Origin of the sequence: Hydrogenispora ethanolica (assembly GCF_004340685.1) — a bacterium.
Lineage (GTDB): Bacteria > Bacillota > UBA4882 > UBA8346 > UBA8346 > Hydrogenispora > Hydrogenispora ethanolica.
The window spans coordinates 94,499-120,159 of sequence record NZ_SLUN01000009.1 but is presented as its reverse complement, the minus strand read 5'-3'; the positions used below and the strand labels follow the sequence as shown (position 1 = coordinate 120,159).

The window sequence follows — 25,661 nt, the reverse complement described above, 5'->3', positions numbered from 1 at the left end:
ATCATCCTGGCGCCACGGCGGCGGAATGGGTGGCAGTTTCCCGGGGAACCCTCACCGCCACCTGGGTATATTCTCCGACCACGCTTTCAATGGTCAGTCCATACCCCGGCCCGTAGACGAGTTGTAACCGCTGGTTGACATTGCTGATGCCAATCTGCGATAAACCGCGGGTTTTCACCGGCGGAGCAGCCGTGAAGACCGCCGCGATCTGCTCCTGGGTCATGCCAACCCCGTCATCGGTTATCCGGATGATCAATTGTCCGGCCTCTGCCGCGATGTCGATCGCGATCCGCCCGGCGTCCTTCTTGGGCTCGATCCCGTGAAAGATGGCATTCTCCACGATCGGCTGCAGGGTAAACTTGATGATCAGGCATTGCAAGACCGTCTCGTCCTCCAGATGGTACTCCAGCCGGATCTTTCCCTTGTAACGAATGTTCTGGATATAGATATAATCGTCCAGCAGGGCCATTTCCTCCGCTAAAGAGATCTTCTCCGCCGTATTCTTCGAGAGATTCATCAACAGCCGTCCCAGCGCGGAAACCATCTCCCGGATCCCGTCCGCCTTTTGCATGGTGGCCATCAATTTGAGGGAATTGAGGGTGTTGTAAAGAAAATGGGGATTCACCTGGTTTTGGAGCACATCCAGTTCCAGGCGGCGCTTCTCCCGCTCGTCGGCGATGACCCGGTCCAGCAAGCTCCGGATATTGTCGGCCATTTCATTGATGCCCCGGCCCAAGGCGCCCAGCTCGTCCTGGCCCTCGATGGCCGGGTCCCGCGCGAAATTGCCCGCGGCGATGGCCTTCGTCCGCTGGAGGAACTTGGTTAGAGGCTGGGTCAGGTTACTGGACAGATAAACCGTGATGAATGAGGTAAAGACCAGACTGGACAAGAGGATGATCATCGTGATATTCAGCAGGATCTGTTTTTGGCGGTTCAGTTCCGCCGAAGATAACACCCTGATGATGCTCCAGCCGGTCTCCTGCGACTTGGCGAAGACCACCAACCGTTTGGCGCCGCCAATCAGCGCGCTCCGTTCCCCCTGTCTTTGGCTATCCTTGAGGATGGCGGCGACATAGGAGAGCCGGCTCAGATTGTGGCCGAGCAAACGGGGCTGGTGATGATAGACGCAGTGGCCCCGCGAATCCACTACCAGCACCGTCTCATCGGGGCGGACTTCGAAATTCTTAAAAAGATCCGAGATCAGGCTGGTCCGGAAACCAATCATCTGCCAGCCGATCTCGCGATTGGTGATCGAATGAAGGATCGGCCGGACCAGGGGCAGGATATACTCCTCGAACTTGACGGTCGATGGATTCTCAACCACTCCGTACCAGAACTTCCGGCCGTGCAACTTCAAGCCTTTCTGGAACCAGGCGGCTTTTTGGAGCTCGGCGAGCTCGATCTGGGTTCCTTCCGGTTGACCCGCGCGCAGATCCAATCCGTTATTGCCATGGATCAGCAATGAATAGATGGACGTGCCGATGGAGGTGTTGTATTTCAGTTGATACTCCACCAGTTCGAGAAAGGTTTTAATGTCGGAACTGTACCGCACCCGCGCTCCGTTGGAGTTTTTGGTGAGAATCGTATCCAGGTTCTTATTGATAAAGATCCAATCCGACAACTGTTCGGCGTTCTTTAACTGCTTGTCGATGATGGTCATCGAATAATTCAGGTTGCTGGTCGCGGTGCCAATCATATTCTTTTCCAGCGTATGTTGGGAATTCTTGAAATAGAAAAAGCTGATGGCCACCGACGGAATGATCGTAATCGCCAAAAAGTAAAGGATCAGCCGGCTTTTAAGCGTTTTGGGAAAGTTTAACGCAGTCATGGGTGATGCTCCTTCGCGTTCTGAGGGTGGCCCGGACTTGGTCGGCCAATGCCGAAACTCATTATTTCATTTATCTTATATTTTCGTAAAAAGCGGCTTTCTTCCTCTTTTATTTTTCACCCGACGCACGCCATCTTGTCCCAATCGCACCATCTTCGGAAGAAAAACATTGACTCGCGCAGAGACGCGGCGGCGCAGAGTATGATGATTCAAGGCGATTCATGGAAATGATTTCCGATCAAAAAAATAAGAAAACTTCAAAAAATGTAATTTTATCATAGAAATTATAAAATCAACCCTGGCAATCGAAATATCATTCCGGATAATCGCAATATCTCTGGCGATAATGACATTTCCGGTTCTGAAAATGGCAATAACGGTTCCGGAGATTGCAATTTCCCTGCCGTAAATTGGCTTTTCAGTTCGGGAAATGCAAAATTCAGTCCGGATAAATGGCTTTCCGGTCCGGAGCATCGCAGATCCCGCCCCGGAAATGCCATCTTCATGATCAAAACGGCGAATGGCGGCGGTGGCCTAATGGCCGGCGGAACGGCTTTCGTGCCGTCGCGCCGCATCCTTTCCCGCGACGGAGCCTACCGCGACCGTTCGACTACTTGAATCCGGTCCAGCCCCAGCGCGGTGACTTCGGCGGCCAGCTGTCCGATGGTGCTGGCCTGCTCCGGCTGAAGATTGGCGCCGACCACCACTGTCACCATCCGCTGGCCGATGGTGACCAGACAGTCCTTAAACCCTTTGGCCAACAATAAGTTTTCCAACTCATGCTCTCTGGCCGCGTTCTGCGTCAGCCGCCACAATTCTTCTTCCGCCGCTTTGCGCACCTGATCGGAGAGTCCCACCTTATCCAGGAGCTCCTGAACTTGCTCCGCCTCCTGACTGCGTTCCCGGTCCCGTTCCAGCTTCAGGTCGAGCAGCGTATCGTTGGGGCTATATTGCCGGGGTATTTTGGGTGGGATCGGCTCCTGAACCGGCGGCGGTACAATATCGGAATTCACTTGAACGATATACCGGTACCCCAGCCAAAAAAAGAAGCCAAATAACCCCATGAAGGCCAGCAGCCACCAACGCTGCTGCGGCCCGGACCAGTTTTTGAATGGATTCATGGTTTCTCCTCCCTTGCCGATGAAACATCCGCTGGTGCGCCGGGGATCACCAGCACGCGGTGAGCGGGCAATCCCAGGACGGTGATGAGGGTATCCGTCAACATTTGGCGGACCCGGATATCTCCCGCTCCGGTAGCCACCGCGACCACGCCTTGAATCTCCGGGGCCAGCCGCTCCCGGAGCACCGGCACGTTCCGGCCGTCCTCCCCTTTGGAAAAGACGATCTCGTCGCTCGTCTCCTCTTCGGTGCTGCGCAATGCCCCTTGCTCATGAGTGACCCGCTTATTGGTTTTGGTCTGGCGTTCCCAAACGTTGCGCTCCTCTGTTTTGAGATTAAGGGTCACCCGGACCGCGCCGGCCCCGGCGATCCGCTCCAAGATTTGGGTCAGTTCCGCTTGCATCCGGTCGGTCTCGGAGAGCGGCTCGCGAACGGCAGGTTGCAGCGCAATGCCCTGCTGCGTTGTGCGCGGACTCTCGTTACTGCTGAAAAGGATGCCGATTCCCAGACCGGCTGCTCCCATGAGCATCCAGAGCATCGTTCGGTTCGGATTATTCTTCAGCCACCGGGCCAGTCCGTCGTATCTTTTTTCATCGCCTTCACTCATCCCAGATCACCTCGATCCGCTCTTTTTGGACGGGGCACACCAGTTGGATGGAATCGCTGATCTCCTCGGTGAGCGCAGCCCGGCGCGTTCTGTCCCAATCCGCCCCGGATCGGGGCCGCACCGTCACCCCCACTGATTGAACCGTTCCGCCCTCCATAACCACCCGGGTCCTTTCCACCTGAATCCCCTCGACCAGCTTCAACAACTTGCCGATCCGCGCCTCGTAGGCTTCCCGCCGGCCGGCGCCGAATTGCGTCAACCATTGATTGCGCAGATTGAGTCCTTCGCTAACGATCCGGCTGGTCCCCGCCGGACCGGAATCAGTCTGCAGCTCCGGCAAGTTCATCTCCAGTTCCTGCGGCAGGTGGAAGACCTTCAAGAGCGGCTGGGCCAGGACCAGAATGATGAGCAACCCCATGACCATCCGGGTGACCCCTTTTAACTCGTTATTGGGCAGCAGCATTTCCAAAAAGCCGGCCAATACCATCGCCGCTACCACACTTTTCAGCCAGCCCGCCAACCATTCCAAATCACTCACCCCACTCGAAGTCCGGCCATCCCCACTAAAATGGCGATGGCGATGTAAAACATCAGGCCCACCACGGCGACCGCTCCAAAAATATTCAGAAAGACGCCGCCGACCGTTTCCAGGGCGTCGGCCAGCCGTTGATTCCCCAGGGGCTGCATGATGGCGCCGCTCAGATAGTAAAGGGCCGCAACCGCCAGAATCTTGAGGAGCGGGAAGACCGTGATCACCACCACCACGCCCAGGCCAAAAAGGCCGAGCCCACCCTTTAATACTGTCGAACAGCCCATGGCCATCTCCATGGTATCGGCCAATTCTCCGCCCACCACCGGCAGAAAGGTATTCGACAAGTATTTGGCGGTCCGCAAGGCAGTGCTGTCCGCCACTGAACCGGCGAATCCCTTGATCGTGACGATGCCGATAAAGACCGCCATGGCCAGGCCCAACAGTCCCAACGCGCTCATTTTGATGAGATTGGCCAGCTTTTTCAGCTCGAACCCTTCAAACAGATAATTGGTCAACCCGAGAATTCCGGCGAACAAAATCAGCGGAAAAACAACCCCGTTGACCAACCCGGCAACCACCTCGACACTGCCGACCATCAGCGGATGGACGATGGTTGCGGTGGTTACGCCTCCGCCGGCGACCATCAGGCTGAAAAGCACCGGGATCAACGCATACATAAAATTACTCATCTCGCCGATGGCGGTCCGGGCCACGCCAAAGGTCACCCGGAAGCTATTAAAGACAATTCCCATGACTACCAGAAAGCAGATGGCAAAGGCCAAGCGGCCGATGTTTTCTTCCTCGAAGGCATGGCGCAGGTTCTGCAGGATGGCCAGCACCAGCGCGACGAAGATCAATTCTCCCAGCACTTTCAGATTAAAGACCAATTCCTTCAGAAAAAAGTTGAGAATGTCCCGGCCGATCCGCCGCCAATCCCAGTCCGGTCCGGTCACTTGCCAAGCGGCCATGTCCAAGCGCGGCAGCAACCGTTGGACGTCCTGGTCCAGATGGTCCAGGAAACGGTGGAGCTCGGAAAGATCAACCGATGGCACCTGGGCGGCGAAAGGATTGGCCTCGGCCGCCCGGACCGGAACCGCCACCCATAATAGGAGCAACAGCGCTAAGCAGCTGATGCGGAGTATTGCGCGCATTCACCATTCCTCATTCGTCTCAAATCATACCCGCTTCTGTCCAATTCCGGTCGCCGCCGGGTGAAATCCGGTGCGGCCCGCCGAACGCCTCAAAAGAACTTAAGCACCAAATTCAACACACTGAACATGATCGGCAGTCCGGTCAGAAGGATCATAATCTTGCCGGCCAATTCGATCTTGGTGGCCATGCCATGCTCACCGGCGTCCCTGCAGATCTGGGAGCCGAATCCGGCCAGATAAGCAAAACCGACGATCTTGATGATCTCTTTCAAATAGGCGATATTCATCCTCGTCTTTAACGCCATGGATTCGAACGTCGCCAGGATGACTTGGATCCCCTGAAGCAGCGCCAGAAGGATGATGGCGGCCGCGGCGATCGAGAGCAGCGTCGCGAGTTCGGGACGGTCGCGCCGCACCATGACGAGCAGAATGGTGATGATCAGGGAAAAACCGAGGATTGCCAAGAAGTTCATCGCTACCCCCTAAAGCCCGAAAACCGCCCGGACGTCACTGAACAACCGTTCTATCAACTGAATCACCATCAACGTGACGATTACGACTCCGGCCAGCGTGACCAGTAGGGCATGCTCATCCTTGCCGACCTGTTTTAAGACCGAGGTTAAGAGCGTTATTAACAGTCCGATGCCGGCGATCCGCAAAATCAGATTGATATCCACGGCTCAACCCCCTCATGACAGCATCACAACAGCCAGAGCACGACGATGGCCCCGGCGGCAAATCCCAGGTACCGATAGAGATTGGTTCGTTTTTTCACTTCCAGTTCCGCGCCGGCCAGGTTTCCCTCCAACCGACTCTGGCAGGTGCGGATCTTCTTGACCTGGTCTTCGCGGTCGGTGACCCCCAGATAGGAACCCAGCTCCAACAAGACTTGGCCATCCTCGGGGCGTAATTTTTCCGGCAGCAATCCGGTGACGAGCGCCGTCCAGGCCTCGGCTACGCTGGAATCGGCGCCGAAGGCGATCGTTCGCGCCATCCTCCGGAACTCGACCTCCAGGTTCTTTTCGTTCACCGTTGCGGCGATTCGGTCTAATATTTGCGGCAGCAGATCGCTATGATAGTAAATCTCCGTGGCGAGCATTTCCAGGATCCTGAGCCACTGGCGAAGCATCCGGCAACGTTGCGCCATCCGCTCGGCACAGAGAAAACCGCCGAACGTGCTCGCGCCGAGGATTAAGGTGATACCAATGAGTTTAATCACGGTGCTCTCCTCCGTTTTGGGATTGGAGCCATAGCTCGGGACCGGCCGCCCCGGCTTTGACACTCTCAAGCGTGCCCGGGCCGAAGCGATTGCTGAGCGTAATCAGCCGTTCGATGGAGCCGTTTTCCAGGATCCGGCGCAAGCCGGGACGGAACATGGCCTCGGTCAGATTACGGGCATGGGCCGTCGTAATGAAACTGACGCCGGCATTGATGATGTCGGCGATGATCTGCTGGTCTTTCTCACGGCCTACTTCGTCGGTGGCGATAATCTGCGGATTCATGGAACGCAATAACAGGTAAACCCCCTCTTCCTTGGGGCAGGCATCCAAAATATCGCTGCGGGGTCCCAGATCCAACTGTGGAACGCCCAAATAACTCCCGGCCAACTCCGAGCGCTCATCCACCACTCCGATGTGGTGACCGGGAATATTGAGTTGGCTCACGCCGTAGCTAAACTCGCGGATGATCTCCCGCAACAAGGTGGTTTTGCCGGCGGCGGGCGGCGAGATGATCAGGGTTTTGAGAAAGCGGCCGTCCTTCCAGAGCAGCGGCAGAAGGGGCCGGGCGATTCCCGCTACCCGGCGGGCGATCCGAAAATTGACGCTCGAAATATGTTGAATCGTCTGAATCTTACCGGCATTCTGCACCACCCGGCCGGTAAATCCCACCCGGTGCCCGCCGGGAAGCCCGATATACCCCTGGGCAATCTCAGCTTCCAAGGCATAATAGGAACCAGTGGTCAGAGCGCTGATTAGCTTTCGCAGCTCGTCGATGCTCATTACGCCGGCTTCCCGGAAATCGTCGGTCACCCCTCCGTCTTCGGTCAAGAACACATGACGCTTGCCGCAGTTTAATTCCACGGGACGATTGACCCGGCAACGAATCTCAATAATCTCTGATCGAAAAGGAAGAGGCAGCTTGGCCAGGCGATTCCGCAAATCGGAATGAAAAAAACGGATAATCTCCGGCCAGCTTGAGCCATGTTGCTCCCTAGGGATGGGTTGCTTGTCAGCCATTGACGCCTCGTCCAAATTTTATCGCAAGCTATGGATATAAATCCTGACCAGTGAGCCAAATAAAAAAGCCCGTCCTCCTATATCTATTTTTATTGAGACGGGCTTCTTTTTATGACAAATGACGGTAAGGTTCAAATCCACTTTACGCCAAGGGATGTTCACCCTCCGGACTGAGTTCGGCGGTAAAATGCTGCCAGACCACATTGCCGCAATCCGGGCAAACAACCTCGTAATTGCCGGGTTCATCTTCGAAATACAGATCCTGTTTGCAATGAGGGCAGGTTAATTCCATGATCTCCTCGTCATCATCCTCTTGCGGCTGCGAAGTCACTAATTCCTCGGAGTCTTCCGAGCCTTCGGCGTCATAGAAGTATTTTTCCAGCGTGCTCAAGTCTTCGTCAATCGCCTCAATATAATCGGCGAATTCTTCCTGCGACTCTTCCATCTCCGCCAGATCCTCCGCAACGCCGTCGCAGAAGTCCATCAGTCCTTCCCAGATTAACTTGGACTTATCGTCTTTGGCCAATTCCGAGCCTTCCATCAAGCCCCGCAAATAGGCGGCTTGTTCTCTCAACTCACGCATCTTGCACTCTCCCTTCGACGATAGTATCCCTTGATTCCCCGGGCTTAATACCTGCCGCACGCATCAAGCGGCCGCCGGCAAATGGCGGTCATCCTGGTATTAATAAAAAAGACCGCAGTCGCGGTCTTCGATCAACATGTTTTCGAAAGATTACTTATTGACCCGCTTCAGATATTGATTGGTGCGGGTATCCACCTGCAAGACATCGCCGATGGTCACAAAGAACGGCACATTGACGACAGCGCCTGTCTCCAGGGTTGCCGGCTTGGTTCCGCCAGTGGCGGTATCGCCTTTGAAGTTGGGATCGGTCTCCACTACTTCCAACTCCACGGTGTTCGGCAGTTCCACGCCGAGAATCTCGTTTTGATACATTTGAATTTCGACGATCATATTCTCTTTCAAATATTTGGGGGCATCGCCCATTTTGGCAGCGGGAATCGTCAGTTGTTCGTAGTTCTCCATATCCATAAAGGTATAGTCGTCATCGCTGCTTTTATAAAGGAACTGCATCTCCCGGAAGTCGATCCGCGCGTTCTCCACCTTTTCGTTGGAGTTAAACGTGCGCTCCACGGTGTATCCGGTCCGAATGTTTTTCAGTTTGGAACGGACAAAGGCAGCGCCTTTACCGGGTTTCACGTGCATAAAGTCGACCACGGTATAAAGATCGCCGTCGATCTCAATGGTCAAGCCGGTTTTAAAGTCTGTTACCGAAATCATGAATGGATATCCTCCTATAGCCAGTTTTTGATCGGCAAATGGTTCCGAAAATAACTGCTATGTAGCAACGTTCGCAATGATCGTTTACCCGCCGCGCTTGACCGCTCTGAGTAAAACAGCGCGCTTATCCCACATAGTCCGCCAATATTTTACCATAAATCCTGAGAAATTGTCGAGAATTTTTCTGCTTTTCAATAAAGTCGTTCCCGCTGCCGGCTCCGGGATGAATTCTCGGAAGGATTGCGAAACCGGTGTCAACCGATTTCCATCAACTCCTGTTTGGGACTGCCGGTCAAGTTGCGGATCCCATCCTCGCCGACCACCATCAGATCCTCGATCCGGACTCCGCCCCAATCCGGGAGATAAATCCCGGGTTCGACCGTAACCACCGCTCCCGCCGGGATGTTCCCCGGCTCGGAAGGGGACAAACGGGGATTTTCATGAATGTTCAAACCGACGCAATGGCCCAAGCCATGCCCGAAACGCTCGGCGTAGCCGTGTGCCGCAATGATGTCGCGCGCTACTTTATCGACCGCCCGGCCGGGTAAACCAGCCTTTAAATAATCAAGCGCCGCGTTCTGCGCTTCCAGCACGATCTGGTAAATCTCCCGCTGCTTGGCGTCAGCCTTGCCGATCGCCACCGTCCGGGTCATATCGGCATGATATCCCTGATAGAGTGCTCCGCCGTCGATCGTCAGCAACTCACCGACTGCCACTTCTTTATTGGAAGGGGCGCCGTGCGGCAACGCGGCCCGCCATCCGGAAACGACGATGGTCGAAAAGGATGATCCCTCGGCGCCATTCAACCGCAACTGATAATCAAACTCCAAGGCGATCTCCCGTTCCTGAACCCCGGGGCGAATTCGCTCCAACGTCGCAGCCAAAGCGTGATCGGTAATCCGTTCCGCCTCGGCCAGCAGCTCGATTTCATGTTCATCCTTGACCACCCGGATTTCTTCTATCAAACGGGTCGTGGGAATCAGCTCAATTCCCTGAAGAATCGTCCCCAGACTGGCATAATCGGCATAATTCAGTGCGCCGGCCTCAAACCCGACCCTGCTCCATCCCAGCTTTTGAATGGCCTCTCCAACACTTTGCCAGAGTTTCGGCCCTTGCTTCCAGAGTTCAAATTCGGTCACTTCCAAGGCGACCTGATCCCAGTAACGGAAATCGGTCACCAGCAAAGCGGCATCCGCCCCAATCAGCAATGCGCCCTCCCCGCCGGAAAAACCGCTGAGATAGCGCAGATTCTCCGGATGGGTCACCAGCAGGCCATCCACTGGCTGCGCGGCCAGAGACTGCCGTATTTTTTGTAAACGACTCATATTCGGTTCCTCTTTTCCAGTAATTCATTGATCGCCCGAAGTCCCAAACGATAGCTATCAAATCCGAAACCGGCGATCTGGCCCCGGGCAATCGGCGCGATCACCGAGTGATGCCGGAACTCTTCCCGGGCATAGATGTTGCTGAGGTGGACTTCGACGACGGGCACGGACATTCCGGCCAAAGCGTCCCGCAAGGCATAACTGTAATGAGTAAAGGCACCAGGATTGATCAGAATCGCTTCAGCCCATCCGGCTTCGGCCTGGATGCGATCGATCAGTCCTCCCTCGGAATTGCTCTGAAAGATCCGCAACTCCATGCCAAGTTGCCGGGCAGTTTCATTCAAGACCCGGTTCAAGTCGTCCAGGGTTTCCCGGCCATACACTGCCGGCTCCCGTTTGCCGAGCCAATTGAGGTTCGGACCGTGCAAAACCAGTACTTTTCCCATTATGCTCCCCCCATCTCTTTCAAAATATCGACGACGCTCTCCTGGGGGACTGCGGCCTCGATCCGTACCTCGCCGATCCGTAGCGGCAGAATCCAGCGCACCGCTCCCTGATCGGCTTTTTTATCCAGCAAAATGGCTTCGGCGATCGCGCTGCTATCCAATCCGGGGATTTGGAGCGGAAGGTGCAGTTCCTGACAGAACCGGCGCAAGGTCGGCTCCAGTGACTGGTCCGCCAGCAACCCGCTCCGCTCGGCCAGCTTTGTGGCAGCCAACATTCCCAAGGCTACCGCCTCTCCATGTTTATAACGAGTGTATCCGGTGATGCTCTCCAACGCATGACCGACCGTATGGCCGAAATTGAGAATTGCCCGTAAGTTCTGTTCCTTTTCGTCCTTCCGTACCACTTCCGCCTTGATCCGGCAGGAGCCGCCGACCACTTCGCTGAGGGCCGCCGGATCGCGGCGCAGAATCTGCGGCAGCTTTGCGCCGATCATCCGGTAATACTCCGGATCGAGGATAATGCCGTGCTTGATTACTTCGGCCATTCCCGAACTGAACTCGGCGTCAGGTAAGGTCCTCAATGTCGTGACATCGGTCAACACCAGTCGCGGTTGATAGAAAGCGCCAATCAGATTCTTGCCCTTCCTGTGATTGACCGCGACCTTGCCTCCCACGCTGGAATCCACCTGCGCCAATAGGGTTGTGGGGACCTGGACGAAACGGACGCCCCGCATATAGGTGGCGGCCACAAAACCCGTCAGATCGCCGATGACTCCGCCTCCCAATGCCACTAAAACCGTCTTACGGTCGTATTTTCCCTCCACCAGACGGTCATATAAAAAATCAGCTTCGGCCAACGACTTAAAGGTTTCGCCGTCCGGGACTTGAGCCGCCGCGGCGTCATATCCGGCCCGTTGGAGCGACTGGAGTACCGGATCGAGATACCACTGGGCCACAGTGGGGTTGGTGATCACCAGGATCCTGCCGGCGATCTCCCGTTGGTGGAAAATCGCGCCGATCTCTTCCAAAATCCCGGCCCCGATCAGGATGGGGTAACCCCTTTCCGCCAGATCCACCCGGATCTCTTGCAACACATCAAATGATTTCATTCCCATATCCTTTCGCCGTCAATCGCGAAACCAGCTCCTCGATTAGCTCATCGGGTACTTTGAGCGAGGTATCGAGCACGATATCCGCCCCTTGATAAATGACGGCTCTTTGCTGCAGAAGCTCCCGGATTCGGGCCAAAGGATCGGCTACCGCCAGCAAGGGCCGGTCATCATTGCATTTCACTCTGTCATAAATCGTTTCCGCCGGTGCAATCAGCGAAACGATTACGCCACCTTCACGCAATCGTTCCAGATTAACCGGGTTCAACACAAATCCGCCGCCCGTGGCGATGACCAGGCCATCCCGGCCTGCCAGTTCCCGGGCCAATTCCTGCTCCAACTGGCGAAAGTAGGCTTCGCCCCGCGTGGCGAAGAGCTCCGCAATGCTTTGGCCTTGTCGGATTTCGATCAACTGATCCGTATCGATGAATTCATAGTGGAGCCGCGCGGCCAACATCCTTCCCAGCAATGTCTTGCCGGTTCCCATGAATCCGATGAGCGCGATTTTCATTTAAAAACTCCTGATTGCCGCCAGATAATCCCGGTAATGAGCCCGCATCTCCTCCAAATGGTCGCCACCGCATTTTTCGGTCAATGCTTCGGCCAGCACCCAGCAGACCATGGCTTCGGCCACCACTGCCGCCGCCGGAACGGCACAGGTATCGGACCGTTCTACACTGGCCTGAACCGGTTCCTTGGAGACGATATCCACGGTCCGAAGCGGCCGGTAGAGAGTGGGGATGGGCTTCATCGCCAAGGAAACGCGGATCATTTCTCCGTTGCTGATCCCGCCCTCGATCCCGCCGGCATGATTGGTCCGCCGCGAATATCCTTGTCCCGGCGCATACCCAATCTCATCATGGACTTGCGAGCCGGGCAACCCGGCTGCCTGAAATCCTAAACCGACGGACACTCCCTTAATGGCCGGAATGCTCATCAATGCCCCAGCCAGCCTCGAATCGAGCCGGCGCTCCCAATGGACATGGCTGCCCAGCCCCGGCGGGACGCCCCGGGCGATCACTTCGATTACTCCTCCCAGCGAATCCCCGGCCGACTTGGCGCGATCGATCTCCGCCGTCATCAGTCGGGAAACCTCGGAATCCGGAGCCGCCACCGGAGAGTTCCTGGCTTCTTCGCGATACCGGACCATGTCCTCGGGCGGTTCCGCCAGACGGACCGTGCCGATCTGCAATACTCCGCTGAAAACCTCGATCTCAAACTCCTGCAGAATCCGGCGGGCGACTGCCCCGACGGATACCCGGGCAGCAGTCTCGCGGGCGCTGGCCCGCTCCAGGATGTTCCGGATATCGGACTGCTGATATTTTAAAGCTCCGGCCAGATCGGCATGTCCGGGCCGCGGCGCTGTGACGTTGGCCTTCAACGAACTGATTCGCTCATCCTGATCGATGGTCACCGCGGCGGAACCCATTCCCGGCGCGACAGCCATCACCTCCTGCCAACGTTCCCAATCGCGGTTCAGAATCTGTAGCGTGACCGGCGAACCCAGCGTACTGCCGTGCCTTACGCCTGATAGGATCGCCACCTGATCACCTTCGATCTGCATCCGCCCCCCCCGACCATAGCCCTGGCGACGCCGGTCCAGATCGGCCTGAATCGCCGCGGCGGTCAGGGGCAACCCCGCGGGAAGACCTTCAATAATTGCAGTCAAAGCCGGACCATGGGATTCTCCGGCTGTTAAAAAACGGATCATTTTCGAATTTTTGCTCCAATCCATCTTTTGTTAAATTATAAATGAATTTTGCCCGAAGTGCAATGCGCTGAGAAGGTTTTCATGCTTGATCGTCGAATAGAAACCAAAAAATTACTTTTGGAGGTAGCCTGAATGTCGCATGTTTTCCGTGAATATGACATCCGAGGCGTGGCCGAACGCGATCTAACCCCCGATTTTGTGAGAGACCTCGGCAAATCCCTGGCCACATTCTATCAAAAACGTAACGTCAATACGATCAGCGTCGGCTACGACTGCCGTTTGAGTTCGGTTCCGTTTAAAACCATTTTGATCGAAAGCTTGCTCCAATCGGGAATGACCGTTTACGATATCGGCCTTTCCCCAACTCCTCTGGTCTATTTTTCATTATTCAGCCTGCCGGTCGGCGGCGGGGTGATGATCACCGGCAGCCACAACCCGCCCAACGAAAACGGCTTCAAAATCTGCCTCGGCAAAACGACCATCTTTGGCGAAGAGATCCAGGAGTTGCGGCGGATCATGGAAGCCCGGGATTACCGGACCGGGCAAGGCACGTTGATCGAAAAACCGATCATTGCCGAGTATCTTGCCGATTTGAAGGGCCGGATCCATCCTGGCGCCAAACCCCTTAAAGTCGTTCTGGATGCCGGCAACGGGACCGGCAATCTGTTGGCCGTCCCCCTGTACCGTAGCTTGGGCTGGGAAGTGATCGAGCTTTTTTCGGAACCGGACGGGAATTTTCCCAACCACCATCCGGACCCGACCATCCCCGAGAATCTGGCCGACCTGAAAGCCGAAGTCCTGGCCAACCGGGCCGATCTCGGCATCTCCTTCGACGGCGACGCCGACCGGATCGGAGTCATTGACGCCCAAGGTAGGGTCCTCTGGGGCGACCAATTGATGATTATTTATGCCGGGGATATTGTCAAGACCAAACCGGGCGCCAAGATTATCGGCGAGGTAAAATGCTCCCAAACCATGTTCGACCGGATCCGGGAGATGCAGGGCGACCCGATCATGTGGAAGGTCGGGCATTCCTTGATCAAAGCCAAGATGAAGGAGGAGGGGGCCTTGTTGGCCGGGGAGATGAGCGGGCATTTATTCTTTGCCGATCGTTATTACGGTTATGACGACGCCATTTATTCCGGCGCCCGGCTACTAGAGATTCTTTCTCATGCCTCCGCCAGCCTTTCCGAAATGGTGGACGGCCTGCCCAAAACCTATTCCACTCCCGAGATCCGGGTGGACTGCCCCGAGAATAAGAAATTCGATGTCGTCCGCGAGCTGGCGCGGCATTTCCAAGCCAAATATCAAGTCATCGATATCGATGGCGCGCGGATCATCTTCCCGAACGGCTGGGGACTGGTGCGGGCTTCAAATACCCAACCGGTTCTGGTAACCCGATTTGAAGCCAACTCCAATGAGGCCTTACAGGCCATCCGGGAAGAAGTCCAAGCGGCGCTGCAAAAACTGCTCGCATAGATCCGATATTGAGAATTGACTCCAACGATCAAGTGGCTGGCCCGGGGAGACCCGGCAGCCGCTTGACCGTCCCTTTTCATTTCGCCCGTTTCAGAATTGAACAGTCAAAGCAGTTCCTCATGGTGCTCTTCTCTCAACCGCTCCAGAACCTTTTTCATATCCTGGGCCCGCTGTTTGGCGCAGACCAACAGGGAGTCTTCCGCCTCCACGATGATCAGGTCGGAGACCCCCAAAGTAACGACTGGTTTCCGCTCGCTATATACAATGCAGTTCGACGAGTCCAGAGCGATTAAATCGCCTTGAGCGACGTTTCCAAAATCGTCCTGCGGCAAATAGCGTTCGAGCGAATTCCAGCTCCCCAAATCGTCCCAACCGAAATCAGCCGGGATAACCACGATATTCCGGGTCTTTTCCAAAATTCCATAATCAAATGAAATGGCGGGAATCCTGGGATAGATCTCTTTCAACCGCTCCGTTTCCGCTGCCGTTCCAAGCCACGCTTTCAATGTTTCCAGCCCGGTGGCCAGTTGCGGAAGGTGAGCCGCGAGCTCTTGGAGAAGACATCGGACCCGCCAGACAAAGATCCCTCCGTTCCAAAGGTACTCTTGGCTGACCAGATATTGAGCGGCCGTGGCGGAATCGGGTTTTTCCTTGAATCCGGCCACTTCGTGGAAGGTCACGCCACTTTCTTTGGCAGCGACTTTTCCCAGCTGAATATAACCGTATCCCGTCTCGGGGCGGGTCGGCCAGGCACCATAAATCACTCCCACATCATGGGCAGTCGCGTAATCGATCCCGGACTGCAGCATCTTTCGCATAAACTCCGGTCGCCGCACCAGTAGGTCGCTGGGCAGAATAGCCATGACCGGATCCTCACCCCGAAAATGGCTTGCAATATAGGTCGCCGCCAACCCGACGCAGGGGGCCGTATTCCTGCTTTCGGGCTCCACCAGGATATTCCGCTCGGGCAGCATCGGCAGTTGGTCCCTGACTTTTTCCACATAATCCCGGTTGGTAACGACATAAATGCGCCGATCCTCAGTAAGTTTCCGGATCCGTTCCACCGAAGCCTGCAGCAGTGACTGTTCGCCTACCAAGGAAAGCAACTGCTTGGGATGGGTTCGACGGCTGCGCGGCCAAAAACGCTCGCCGCGCCCGCCGGCCATAATCACAAAAACCGGCAAGCTCATCTTTTCCTCCGCGGCACTGACTTATTTTTCCCTTATACCGGTAATGGCTGAGACTGATAAAACTCCATCAAAATCGCGGCAATTTCCGGCCTGGTGAATTCGGCGGGCAACGGCAGTCCATCACTTAACATTTCCCGGACTTTGGTGCCGCTCAAATAAAGCAGGTCCCCACCGGAATGAGGGCAGGTCTTCGCGGAGGCCATATTTCCGCACCGTTTGCAGTAAAAGGTGTTTTCATACTTTAGAACCGTAATCCCGATCTCGGCGGCTGAAAATTGCTCGAAGATGTTCTGGGCGTCGTATGTCCCATAATAATTCCCCACCCCCGCATGATCCCGGCCGACGATAAAATGGCTGCATCCATAGTTCTTTCGGACCAAGGCATGGAAGACCGCTTCCTTAGGCCCGGCATAGCGCATGGCGGCTGGGAAAACCGCCAACAAGACCCGACCCGCCGGATAGTACCCCGCGAGCAGTGCCTGATAACAACGCATCCGAACGGCTGCCGGAATGTCGCCGGGCTTGGTGAAACCTACCAGGGGATGGATGAATAGACCGTCCACCGATTCCAAGGCAACTTTCTGCAAGTATTCATGGGCGCGATGGATAGGATTCCGGGTCTGAAATGCAACCACGCTTTGCCAACCCCACCGCGCAAACTCAGCGCGAGTTTGTAAAGGAGTCAGTTCGTACTCGGGAAACTGCGTGATCTGGACCGGCTTTGCCTTAATCGTTCCGCCCAGCGCGATCTCCCCTTTCGAAAAGAGATAATCAACCCCGGGATGCTTCCGGTCGGCAGTCCCAAAGATGGCGATTGCTTCCCGCTCGCGGTCGCGCCGGTAAATCTCTTCAAGCTCCATCATTCCTTGAAACTGTCCATCCGGCGTCACCAAGGCGATTGGGTCGCCGCAGCGATAACCCTGCTCGGCCTGTTTCTCAGGGCTGACGCTCAAGACGATAGGCAGCGGCCATACCCATCCGGAGGCGAGCCTGGATTCCTTTAATATTCCTTCGTAATCAGCCTGATTGTTGAAGCCTTTTAAAGGGCTGAATGCGCCATTGGCGATGAGCGTCAGGTCAGAGAATTCAATCTCATCCAAAATACATTTTTTAAAATCCGGCAGCTGTTCCTGATATTCCGCGACCTGTTCCGGTTCCAGGTATTGCCGGACTAAAACTCCTCCATGCGGAGTGAGCAACATTCTATCCCCTTTCATTCCATTCAGTATAGCGTATGAGAAGGTCTTGGATGCGATGCGAATTGGCTATTTGGGCGACATCAGATCAGTCGCTTGATGGCACTTTTGCGGTCACCGGTTATGAGTTCGCCAATCAAAACCGATGGTCGGATCATCCCAAGGAATTCGATATTCATCCGGTTGAAGCCGGTCATAGGATTGGGTCGTCAAATACGTAATGAGCGCCGGTTCACCGCCTAATACCCGATACCCGTGGGCCACTCCGGCCGGAATGGTCAACAACCACGGCTGCAGCTCGCCCAGATAATAAACATCTGTCTCGCCCCTTGTTTTCGAATCTTCCCGCAAGTCGTACAAAACCACCTGGGCTTCGCCTTTGGGAAAGAACCACAGATCATCCTGAAGCTTATGATAATGAAATGCCTTGATGACTCCAGGATAGGTCATCGCCATCGAAAATTGGCCGAACTTTTGCAGCAGCTGATCATCATCCCGTAAAATCTCCATGAAAAAGCCGCGGTCATCAACCCTTCGGATCAATTCTTTGGTTTTAACCCCCAGGATCACGCTGTCAACTCCTTTGCTGATAAATGGAATTTATCTTTAAAAGCCATGTGATAAAGTCTTTTAAAACGGAAATCCGTTAAAAACGACTTTATCACTTGCTTCCCTGAGGTTTTGTGTTCACCCTGACCTTCGGACAGGGTTTATCACAACGCTTTTAAACCCTCGGTTATATCATATTCGGGTCCCGGATTTTGGCACCCTCGATCCCAATCTTTATCTAGACGAAAAAACCACTACCCTGTCTCTCAGGTAGTGGTTTTATAAGCAATTTCCCCAGTTGTGAAGAGTTATAGGGCTGCTTTACGTCTTTTTTCCTTTCCTTCATTGCCATAGTAGTAGTAGTAATAAGTATACTCCTCTTCGATTTCAACCCGGTTCAAAACGACGCCGAGGATATGCCCATCTGCTTTGAGCAACAACTCTTTGGCGCGTTGAGCCATTTCCGGGCGAACCGTCGTTGAATCCAGAACGAGTACGATTCCGTCAACTCTGGAGGCCAAAACACAGGCATCGGTAACCGCAATAACCGGAGGAGCATCGACAATTAAAAGATCACATTGGCTCGTTAAATACTCCAGTGTTTCCTGCATTTTAGCGGAGTAAAGAAGCTCCGAAGGGTTGGGCGGAATAGGTCCGCTGGTGACCAGCCGCAGATTCTCGACCTCGGTTTCTTGAATATACTCGGATATCTGTTCGGTCTGAACCAACGTATCCAGCGGAGTGTCATCCACCAGGATATTGGTCAGGCCGCGGTTGAATTTGCCAAAAACCTTATGCTGCACCGGTTTCCGGAGGTCGCAGTCCAGCAAAATAATCTGTTTGCCGGATTGGGCCATTGCCACGGCCAGATTTGCGGTAGTGGTCGACTTTCCTTCTCCAGGGCCCGAACTGGTCAACATGATTCGTTTTAATGCTCCGTCAACCTTGGAAAATTGAATATTGGTCCGTAAAGTACGGTAAGCCTCGGAAATCGGCGATTTCGACTGTTCATGGACGATCAACTGGCGTTTTTGATGCATGGCCCAAGACCTCTCAAAAATTGACTTGTATATGTAGAAAGAGATTGATAATGCAACCCGTTTCCGGATTGGCGAGCGGATAATCCTTTATTTTAGGAACGGCGTCGACGACGATGGGGCTGCTTCTTTTTGAACGAACCAAGCAGTTGACCCCAGAATTCATTGATGCTGGCCTGTTCCTCTTGAAACTTCGGAATGCTCCCCAATACCGGCAGATCAAGATACAACCGGACATCCTCGGTATCCCGGATCGTTTTATTCAGGTATTCGATCATAAAAGCCAACCCGGTTCCCGCGAAGAGGCCCAAAAAAGCGGCAATCAACACGTTCAAGGTCTTTTTCGGTTTAATCGGCTTCTCCGGAGCCACCGCCACATCAATGATCTGGATGTCGGTGGGCTGCATAACCTCGCTGATTCGGGCCTCTTCAAAACGATTGGCCAACATCAGATAGATTTGCTGAGTCAAATTGGCATCCAGCATCAAACGACCCAAACTTTGTTCCTTCGCCGGCAGCTCGCTGAGTTCGGCTTCATTTTGGGCGATGATCCCAGCCAACGCTTTTGCCTGGGAATCATAGGCGGCGATTTCGGCTTGTGACTGCAACCGGTCCACCATCAATTTTTGATAAAGGGGATTGGCCGAAACGGACTCGGCATTGACCACCTTCGAGATTTCCTGATTCAATTTGAGCTTCGTCTCTTCGATCGCAGCCCGCAGGGCGATGACTTGAGGATGCTTCTCCGTATACTGCTGTAACAGGCTTACCAATTGAACTTCCGAGTCGCCCAATTTCGATTTATACTGCTGAATCAAGGGATTATCCGCCACGAAACCCTGCTTCTGACCCGCAAGCTGTTTTTCGGCGCTGCGCAGCCGGGCCTGGGAGGACGCTTGATTCACAATATTTTGGGCGGATAATTGGTTGATGGCCGACATCCGGTCGACTACCGCCTTGACTTCGGCTTCGACATCGACGATCTTTTCCGTCCGCTTATACCGCTCCAACGCGGCTTCCGTCTTATCCAACTCTTTCTTGGCTTCGTCCAGCCGGCTGCCGATGAATTGGCGGACCTCCGTCTGCGTTACCCGGGCCAAAAAGGTCAACCGCTGAATGAAACTGTCGACCAGCAGGTTGGCTAAACGCTTCGACTCCTCCGCCGAAGGTGCTTCCACTGCGATCTTGAGCAGCTCGGTATCTTTTACCGGCTCGGTGGTTATCCGCTTGGAAAAGGTCTCATAGGTTAGGGGTTTCTTACCGGAGGAGGGGGTTTTGGCGAGTACCATCTCAAGTACCGTGCGGCTTTTTAAAATTTCCGCATAAGTCGACATCAATTGCTTAGTGGCCATGGTATTCCCCATCGGCAGGTCGGAAAGCAAGGAATCGGCCAAACCCTTCGATTGTTTGACCCGGACCACGGTTTCCGCTTCGAAGGTCGGCGGAGTCAGGAATGATACCAGAACCGCGATGATTACCGCAATGAGAAAAACGTTAATGATAAAAAGCCGTCTTTTCTTGAGAATCCTGAGTAACTCTTTCAGATCTACGGTCGATTCGTCCACTGAAATGCCCCCGAAAAGTTTACTTGTACATATGGCCAAGTCTCCATGGAACACGAATAATAAGACCTAGCCTCGACTCCGGTTTCGAACCTCTAGTCGTTCCAATTCCGAATGTTATAGGCTGAATTAATCAGCGGTAAAATATCATAAACGAAGCTCATGCCGCTTTTCGTCAGAAAGACAACATCGCCGTCATTCAAGGCAATATTCTGCGACATATCGCCTTTTTTCAGAATGCTGTCCAAATTGACTTCCTGGTATTGGCTGGATCCCTTACGAACCACATAAACCTTGGAACGGACCGCAAACTTGGTATATCCACCGGCCATTCCGATAGCGTCCAAAAGATTATGCTGCTTTTCTATCTCATACATGCCGGGTTTGCTCACTTCGCCCAGCACATAGACCCGGGTCGTCCGGAATTTTGAGACATTGACGGTCACATGCGGATTCTTGACGTATAACGCCAATGAGCTTGTGAGCTGATTCGCCAGTTCCTGGGTGGTCAATCCGGTCGCCACCAATCCGCCGGCCAGCGGAAAGATGATCCGTCCATCCGCTCCAATCGACAATTCCTCCACTTGAAGCTCGGGATACCCATAGACACTGATAGTGATGACATCTCCAGGTCCCAACCGGTAATCGTCCGCCCAGGCGCTGACGCAGAAGACAAACAAACCGATCAGCATCGTGAATATCCAGCACCAACCTAGCCGTTTCATCGAAAACCACCTTTGCTATCGCTGCAGTTCGTTATATGAAAAAAGTGCTTCGCTCTTCGCGCAATGTGAAGCAGAAACTTCTTTTTGCTTTTCGAAGTGGCACAAACCCATAAAATTTGGTAAAATAAAACATTTTATAATTCCACAAATCACCTATGATTCCTGCAACGAATCGAATGGGAAATATAAATATTTCCTTACAAAAGCCAATGTCAGAATCGTATACCAAAAATATCGAAAACCCACCGAAATGCGTCCCGCAGAATCATGCAGTATCACATAAAGGGGCGCTTATCTTGAACCAAACATTTTAAACAAACCGCCGAACAATTTGGGACGTTTCAGAAAACGCCGTTCATCCGGCTCCGGTATGAACACAGGCTGATTTGCTATGATGCTCTGCGGATTGGTGGTGAAAAGGGACCGGGCCATCTCCGGGCCGACCATGGCCGTGACCTTTGCGGCAGCTTCCTTGAGAATCGGGCGCCGGCTGCTTAGGCCATGCCCGTCCGAAGCGATGCAATGAATCATTTGGCATTGCAACAGTGTTTCCGCCACATTCATGATCCGGGTGCCCATGCGCCCCACTAAACTTGCGCCGTTCACCTGGAGCAAGATTCCGCGTTCGATCCATTCCAGCAACCGCTCCGGTTCCTCTTGCAGTTTCGGATACCGTTCCGGATGGGCGAGGACCGGAATCACGCCCCGCGATTGCAGCGTGAAGAAAAAATCGTCGGTGGAAACGGGAAGTTGATTCGCCGGCAGCTCCACCAACATGTAACGTCCGCCATTGATGCAATAGGCGCCCGGACCGTTGGACTTTGCTTCGATCCCGGAATAAAACGCCGCCTCGACCCCGGGATAAATGGAAATCCCAAGTTTCCGCTCGCTGGCCGCTTCCGCTAAAAGCCGGCAGGAATCGACCACGCGCTCCCAGGAAGGCTGCCAATCTCCTTCCGCCAGGTGGGGAGTGGCCACCATTCCGCCGGTTCCGTGCTCCGCCGCCAGTTGCAACATGGCCAAGGACGTCTCCAGATCCGGCGAACCGTCATCAAAACCGGGCAAGACATGGGTATGAATATCAAAAAACATTGCCGGTGGTCCCCTCTCTCTGCTTCATAACGGCTGCTCCTCCCAAAGAATCATGGAGAGAAGGTTTCTGAGCCGACCAAGGCTGGTATTCGGCGGCGATCTGCTGCAAAAGGGTTTTGATGGCATCCGCTGTTTCACCGAGATTGGCGCGCAAAGATTCAAGATGTTCGGCCAGATACCCGGGTTCGACCCCGCAGACCTGCGTCGTATAGATCCGCTCATGTTTGGTCACCCGGACTCCTTCGTCGCGGGTCAGAATCTCTTCGTACAATTTTTCCCCGGGCCGGATTCCGGTGAATTCGATCTTAATATCCTTATCCGGAATCAAGCCGGACAGACGAATCAGTTCCCGGGCCAAATCGAGAATCTTCACCGGTTCTCCCATGTCCAAAATGAAAATTTCCCCGCCGTGGCCCAGCGCCCCGGCTTGGATTACCAACTGGGCCGCTTCCGGGATGGTCATAAAAAAGCGAGTCATCTCCGGATCGGTAATCGTCACCGGCCCGCCCCGCAGGATCTGATTGCGGAACAAAGGGATAATGCTGCCGCGGCTTCCCAATACATTGCCGAAACGGACCGCCATAAACTTGGTTTTGCTCCGGCGGCTATAATCCTGCAGGATCAATTCCGCCACCCGCTTGGTGGCGCCCATCACCGAAGTTGGATTGACCGCTTTATCGGTGGAGATGAGTACAAAACGCTTGCATTGAAAGCGGTCGGCCATTTCCACTAAATTTTTGGTGCCGAAGACATTGTTCTTAATCGCCTCGTCCGGCTCGTTTTCCATCAGCGGCACATGCTTGTGGGCAGCCGCGTGAAAAACCACGGTCGGCGCGTACTCTTCGAAGATCCGGGCCATCTTGTCCCGATCCCGGATATCGGCGATGATGGGGATTCGCGGCACTTCGGGGGCATTGTTCCGTAATTCCTGATCAATCTCGTAGATGGAATTCTCGCCCCTGCCGAGCAGCAACATGACTTCGGGCGCAAATTTCGCCACTTGCCGGCAGATCTCCGAACCGATGCTGCCTCCGGCCCCGGTGATCAGGACCCGCTCACCGTGCAGATAGCCGGCGATCTCGGCCAAATCGATCTTGACAGGCTCCCGTCCCAACAGGTCGGCGATCTCCACATCGCGGAGTTGTTTGAGAGAGACCGTGCCGTTGAGGATCTCGGCCACCGAGGGCACCATGAGGATGTGGACCGCTTCCGGCTGGCAGACCCCGATAATCTCCCGGATTACTTGACGGGATGCGGATGGAAGCGCGATGATCACCTCTTCCACCTCGTATTGTTTGATGAGGCGGGGAATGTCCTGGCGGGTCCCCAGGACCGGGATGCCGTGGAGCCGGTGGCCTTTCTTTCTCGGGTCGTCGTCGATGAAGCCGATGGGGAGATAATTTGCGGAAAGACTGCGGTTAATCTCTTTGATAATCGTTGAGCCGGCCTCCCCGGCGCCAATGATGAGCAAATGTTTCTTGACGGTGTTCTGGGCGTTTAAACGGGTAATCACCCACTCCCGGCGGATCCGGATCGCAAAGCGCAGGCTCCCCAGCAGCAAAATGTTGATAAACCAGTCAATGATCCCGATGGCCTTGGGCGTCGGAAACGGCAACCACCCTAAATCCTGGGCCATCAAAGCGAAAAACCAGATCACGATGGTGGAAGCGCTGACCGCCTTGATGACCAGAAAAAACTCGGGAACGCTGGAATAGCTCCATAAACTGTTATAGAGCCGAAAAGCCAAGAAAAAACCGATTCGGATGACCGTAACCACCAGCGCGATGGCCAGCCAATTTCGCAAGTACGTGGAGGGGATCCGGCCGTCAAACCGTAAAACCAGCGCGGCAAACCATGCCAGATTGATAGCCACGATATCAATCAGAACCTGAAAAAGATGATTACGCTGAACGTTCAACTTGATTGTTCCTTTCGGAAGGGGGGAGACTAGAGCACCGTTTTCCCCGGCCATATTTTGGAGTTTGCTTCAATTACGCTTCCCGGCTCGACAATGCATTCGTCGCTCAGAATGACCCCGGCGCCAATGATCGAATCATCCTTCAAATAACATTCGCTGCCGACGACGCATTCCACCAGGCGCGCGCCCCGGCCGATCCGGGTGTTCCGCCAGACAATGCTGCCGAAGATGGAAGCTCCGGACTCGATGACGCAGTTGTCGCCGATCACCGTTTCGCCGAAGATTTCCACCCCGTCGCCGATGTGACAATTGTTCCCGATAACCACCTTGGACCCGATCCGGGCCGAAGGCGCCACAATCGTCCGCTCTCCGACGTACACCGCGTTGGGATGCCAGTTCCCGGGGATGTCGATGGTCACCAGCCCTTTTAAGACATCGTAGTGGGCCAAACGGTATTGGGTCAATGAACCGATGTCGCACCAGTACCCTTTCATGGAATAGCCGTAAAAGGATTCGCCCCGTTGCACCAGTTCGGGGAAGAGTTGCTTTCCAAAATCGAACACGGTCTGGGCGGGTATGTATTTGAAAATTTCCGGCTCAAAAATATAGATTCCGGTGTTGGCCAGGCGGCTCATGGCTTCATCCAGGGATGGCTTTTCCTGAAAAGCCTTGATCCGGCCGTCCTTATCGGTGATCACCACGCCGAACTGGCGCGGGTCGGATACCTCTTTGAGGGCAATGGTGGCGAGAGCGCCGCTTTTACGGTGTTTGTCGATAAAACCCGGCAGATCAATGTCGGTGACCGCGTCCCCGGAGACGATGATGAACGTCTCGTCGAAGAAGGACTCCAGTTTTTTGACTCCGCCGGCGGTGCCCATCAGCTCCTTCTCCACGGAGTAATGGATCTCGATCCCGTAACGGCTGCCATCTCCGAAATATGATTGAATCTTATCCGGCAGATACCAGAGATTGGCCGCCACCTTGGTGATATTATTCTTTACCAGCAAATTGATTATATGTTCCATGGCGGGACGGTTCACCACCGGAACCATCGGTTTGGGAATATTGCAGGTCAGCGGTTCAAGCCGCGAACCCACCCCGGCGGCCAGGATCATGGCCTTCATTGACAAGCCCCCTCTTCCTTTTTACTACCGTTTCCGGTTTTTTCTCTAAAAGCCCTATGATAAAGTCTTTCTGGACAATAATTATCTTGCAAAAAATTCAAGCGACTTTATCACTTGCTCCAGGCAATCGTTGTGATCTTTCCGGCATTTTTGCCGGGTTCCTCACAGCTCTTTGAAAAGCCATGTGATAAAGTCTTTCTGGACAAAAATTGTCTTGCAAAAAGATTTCAATCGACTTTATCACTTGCTCCAGGCAATCGCTGTGATCTTTTCGGCATTTTTGCCGGATTCCTCACAGCTCTTTGAAAAGCGATCATAAATATTTTAAATTCGTGATTGTTCTGGTTTATCCTGCCGCTCCGTCCAAAAATTCGGCATGCCTCGGGTCGTTCTGGTAAGGATGGGGTTGATTTCTTCATCTTTC

26 protein-coding genes are annotated in these 25,661 nt (G+C 54.2%); 1 reads left to right on the top strand and 25 read right to left on the bottom strand.

Translation table 11 applies throughout. The annotated features are described in order from the left end of the window. Position 1: 1 nt before the first annotated feature. The 16 genes from EDC14_RS09600 to aroC form a co-directional block, all read right to left on the bottom strand. Positions 2 to 1,828, bottom strand: a complete 1,827-nt coding sequence (locus EDC14_RS09600; protein ID WP_132014069.1) for a cache domain-containing sensor histidine kinase — start codon at positions 1,826 to 1,828, stop codon at positions 2 to 4. A 593-nt stretch (positions 1,829 to 2,421) separates the two neighbouring features. After that, positions 2,422 to 2,949, bottom strand: a complete 528-nt coding sequence (locus tag EDC14_RS09595; protein WP_132014068.1) for a SpoIIIAH-like family protein — start codon at positions 2,947 to 2,949, stop codon at positions 2,422 to 2,424. Next, a complete protein-coding gene (locus EDC14_RS09590) occupies positions 2,946 to 3,554 on the bottom strand; it encodes a hypothetical protein (protein ID WP_132014067.1) in 609 nt (202 codons plus the stop codon). Before EDC14_RS09590 ends, EDC14_RS09595 begins: the two co-directional genes overlap by 4 nt. Continuing rightward, positions 3,547 to 4,083 carry a stage III sporulation protein AF gene (locus EDC14_RS09585; protein WP_132014066.1) on the bottom strand — a complete coding sequence of 179 codons (537 nt, stop codon included), beginning with the start codon at positions 4,081 to 4,083 and terminating at the stop codon, positions 3,547 to 3,549. The genes EDC14_RS09590 and EDC14_RS09585 overlap by 8 nt, the downstream gene beginning before the upstream one ends. Positions 4,084 to 4,088: 5 nt before the next feature. Continuing rightward, positions 4,089 to 5,237, bottom strand: a complete 1,149-nt coding sequence (gene spoIIIAE / locus EDC14_RS09580) for a stage III sporulation protein AE (RefSeq protein WP_132014065.1) — start codon at positions 5,235 to 5,237, stop codon at positions 4,089 to 4,091. An 89-nt stretch (positions 5,238 to 5,326) separates the two neighbouring features. Then, the gene (gene spoIIIAD, locus EDC14_RS09575; protein ID WP_132014064.1) at positions 5,327 to 5,710 is read right to left on the bottom strand and encodes a stage III sporulation protein AD; all 384 of its coding nucleotides are present in this window, start codon (positions 5,708 to 5,710) and stop codon (positions 5,327 to 5,329) included. A 9-nt stretch (positions 5,711 to 5,719) separates the two neighbouring features. Then, a complete protein-coding gene (spoIIIAC, locus tag EDC14_RS09570; protein ID WP_132014063.1) occupies positions 5,720 to 5,914 on the bottom strand; it encodes a stage III sporulation protein AC in 195 nt (64 codons plus the stop codon). A 23-nt stretch (positions 5,915 to 5,937) separates the two neighbouring features. Next, a complete protein-coding gene (locus EDC14_RS09565) occupies positions 5,938 to 6,456 on the bottom strand; it encodes a stage III sporulation protein AB (RefSeq protein WP_165907916.1) in 519 nt (172 codons plus the stop codon). Continuing rightward, positions 6,449 to 7,474, bottom strand: a complete 1,026-nt coding sequence (spoIIIAA, locus tag EDC14_RS09560; RefSeq protein WP_132014061.1) for a stage III sporulation protein AA — start codon at positions 7,472 to 7,474, stop codon at positions 6,449 to 6,451. Before spoIIIAA ends, EDC14_RS09565 begins: the two co-directional genes overlap by 8 nt. Before the next feature lie 142 nt (positions 7,475 to 7,616). Then, complete coding sequence (locus EDC14_RS09555) at positions 7,617 to 8,057, bottom strand: CD1247 N-terminal domain-containing protein (protein WP_132014060.1); 441 nt, start codon at positions 8,055 to 8,057, stop codon at positions 7,617 to 7,619. Between the two features lie 150 nt (positions 8,058 to 8,207). After that, positions 8,208 to 8,774, bottom strand: a complete 567-nt coding sequence (gene efp, locus EDC14_RS09550; protein WP_132014059.1) for an elongation factor P — start codon at positions 8,772 to 8,774, stop codon at positions 8,208 to 8,210. 254 nt (positions 8,775 to 9,028) lie between these two features. Next, a complete protein-coding gene (locus EDC14_RS09545; protein WP_132014058.1) occupies positions 9,029 to 10,099 on the bottom strand; it encodes a M24 family metallopeptidase in 1,071 nt (356 codons plus the stop codon). After that, positions 10,096 to 10,545, bottom strand: coding sequence for a type II 3-dehydroquinate dehydratase (gene aroQ / locus EDC14_RS09540; RefSeq protein WP_132014057.1), 450 nt, complete (start codon positions 10,543 to 10,545; stop codon positions 10,096 to 10,098). The genes EDC14_RS09545 and aroQ overlap by 4 nt, the downstream gene beginning before the upstream one ends. After that, the gene (gene aroB, locus EDC14_RS09535; RefSeq protein WP_132014056.1) at positions 10,545 to 11,654 is read right to left on the bottom strand and encodes a 3-dehydroquinate synthase; all 1,110 of its coding nucleotides are present in this window, start codon (positions 11,652 to 11,654) and stop codon (positions 10,545 to 10,547) included. The genes aroQ and aroB overlap by 1 nt, the downstream gene beginning before the upstream one ends. After that, positions 11,641 to 12,165: a shikimate kinase gene (locus EDC14_RS09530; RefSeq protein WP_132014055.1), complete on the bottom strand. Its 525-nt coding sequence runs from the start codon at positions 12,163 to 12,165 to the stop codon at positions 11,641 to 11,643. Before EDC14_RS09530 ends, aroB begins: the two co-directional genes overlap by 14 nt. Then, positions 12,166 to 13,365, bottom strand: coding sequence for a chorismate synthase (gene aroC, locus EDC14_RS09525; protein ID WP_165907915.1), 1,200 nt, complete (start codon positions 13,363 to 13,365; stop codon positions 12,166 to 12,168). A 132-nt stretch (positions 13,366 to 13,497) separates the two neighbouring features. On the opposite strand from aroC, the gene EDC14_RS09520 reads away from it, so the two are divergent. Beyond that, complete coding sequence (locus tag EDC14_RS09520; protein ID WP_132014054.1) at positions 13,498 to 14,844, top strand: phosphomannomutase/phosphoglucomutase; 1,347 nt, start codon at positions 13,498 to 13,500, stop codon at positions 14,842 to 14,844. Between the two features lie 104 nt (positions 14,845 to 14,948). Here EDC14_RS09520 and EDC14_RS09515 read toward each other — a convergent pair whose 3' ends face one another. The 9 genes from EDC14_RS09515 to EDC14_RS09475 form a co-directional block, all read right to left on the bottom strand. Beyond that, positions 14,949 to 16,034: a mannose-1-phosphate guanylyltransferase gene (locus EDC14_RS09515; protein WP_132014053.1), complete on the bottom strand. Its 1,086-nt coding sequence runs from the start codon at positions 16,032 to 16,034 to the stop codon at positions 14,949 to 14,951. A 32-nt stretch (positions 16,035 to 16,066) separates the two neighbouring features. Then, positions 16,067 to 17,236 carry a sulfate adenylyltransferase gene (gene sat, locus EDC14_RS09510; RefSeq protein WP_132014052.1) on the bottom strand — a complete coding sequence of 390 codons (1,170 nt, stop codon included), beginning with the start codon at positions 17,234 to 17,236 and terminating at the stop codon, positions 16,067 to 16,069. A 108-nt stretch (positions 17,237 to 17,344) separates the two neighbouring features. Beyond that, positions 17,345 to 17,800 carry a dTDP-4-dehydrorhamnose 3,5-epimerase family protein gene (locus EDC14_RS09505; protein WP_132014051.1) on the bottom strand — a complete coding sequence of 152 codons (456 nt, stop codon included), beginning with the start codon at positions 17,798 to 17,800 and terminating at the stop codon, positions 17,345 to 17,347. A 287-nt stretch (positions 17,801 to 18,087) separates the two neighbouring features. Then, on the bottom strand, positions 18,088 to 18,819 hold the full coding sequence (locus EDC14_RS09500) for a polysaccharide biosynthesis tyrosine autokinase (protein ID WP_132014050.1): 732 nt from the start codon (positions 18,817 to 18,819) through the stop codon (positions 18,088 to 18,090). A 92-nt stretch (positions 18,820 to 18,911) separates the two neighbouring features. Beyond that, complete coding sequence (locus tag EDC14_RS09495) at positions 18,912 to 20,381, bottom strand: GumC family protein (protein WP_132014049.1); 1,470 nt, start codon at positions 20,379 to 20,381, stop codon at positions 18,912 to 18,914. A gap of 92 nt (positions 20,382 to 20,473) precedes the next feature. Further along, complete coding sequence (locus tag EDC14_RS09490) at positions 20,474 to 21,103, bottom strand: polysaccharide biosynthesis/export family protein (RefSeq protein WP_243662872.1); 630 nt, start codon at positions 21,101 to 21,103, stop codon at positions 20,474 to 20,476. A 291-nt stretch (positions 21,104 to 21,394) separates the two neighbouring features. Next, entirely contained in the window at positions 21,395 to 22,195 is an 801-nt protein-coding gene (locus tag EDC14_RS09485) for a tyrosine-protein phosphatase (RefSeq protein ID WP_132014048.1), read from the bottom strand. After that, positions 22,185 to 24,113, bottom strand: coding sequence for a polysaccharide biosynthesis protein (locus EDC14_RS09480; RefSeq protein WP_243662871.1), 1,929 nt, complete (start codon positions 24,111 to 24,113; stop codon positions 22,185 to 22,187). The genes EDC14_RS09485 and EDC14_RS09480 overlap by 11 nt, the downstream gene beginning before the upstream one ends. Before the next feature lie 29 nt (positions 24,114 to 24,142). Further along, positions 24,143 to 25,237 carry a nucleotidyltransferase family protein gene (locus EDC14_RS09475; protein ID WP_132014046.1) on the bottom strand — a complete coding sequence of 365 codons (1,095 nt, stop codon included), beginning with the start codon at positions 25,235 to 25,237 and terminating at the stop codon, positions 24,143 to 24,145. Positions 25,238 to 25,661: the final 424 nt, after the last annotated feature.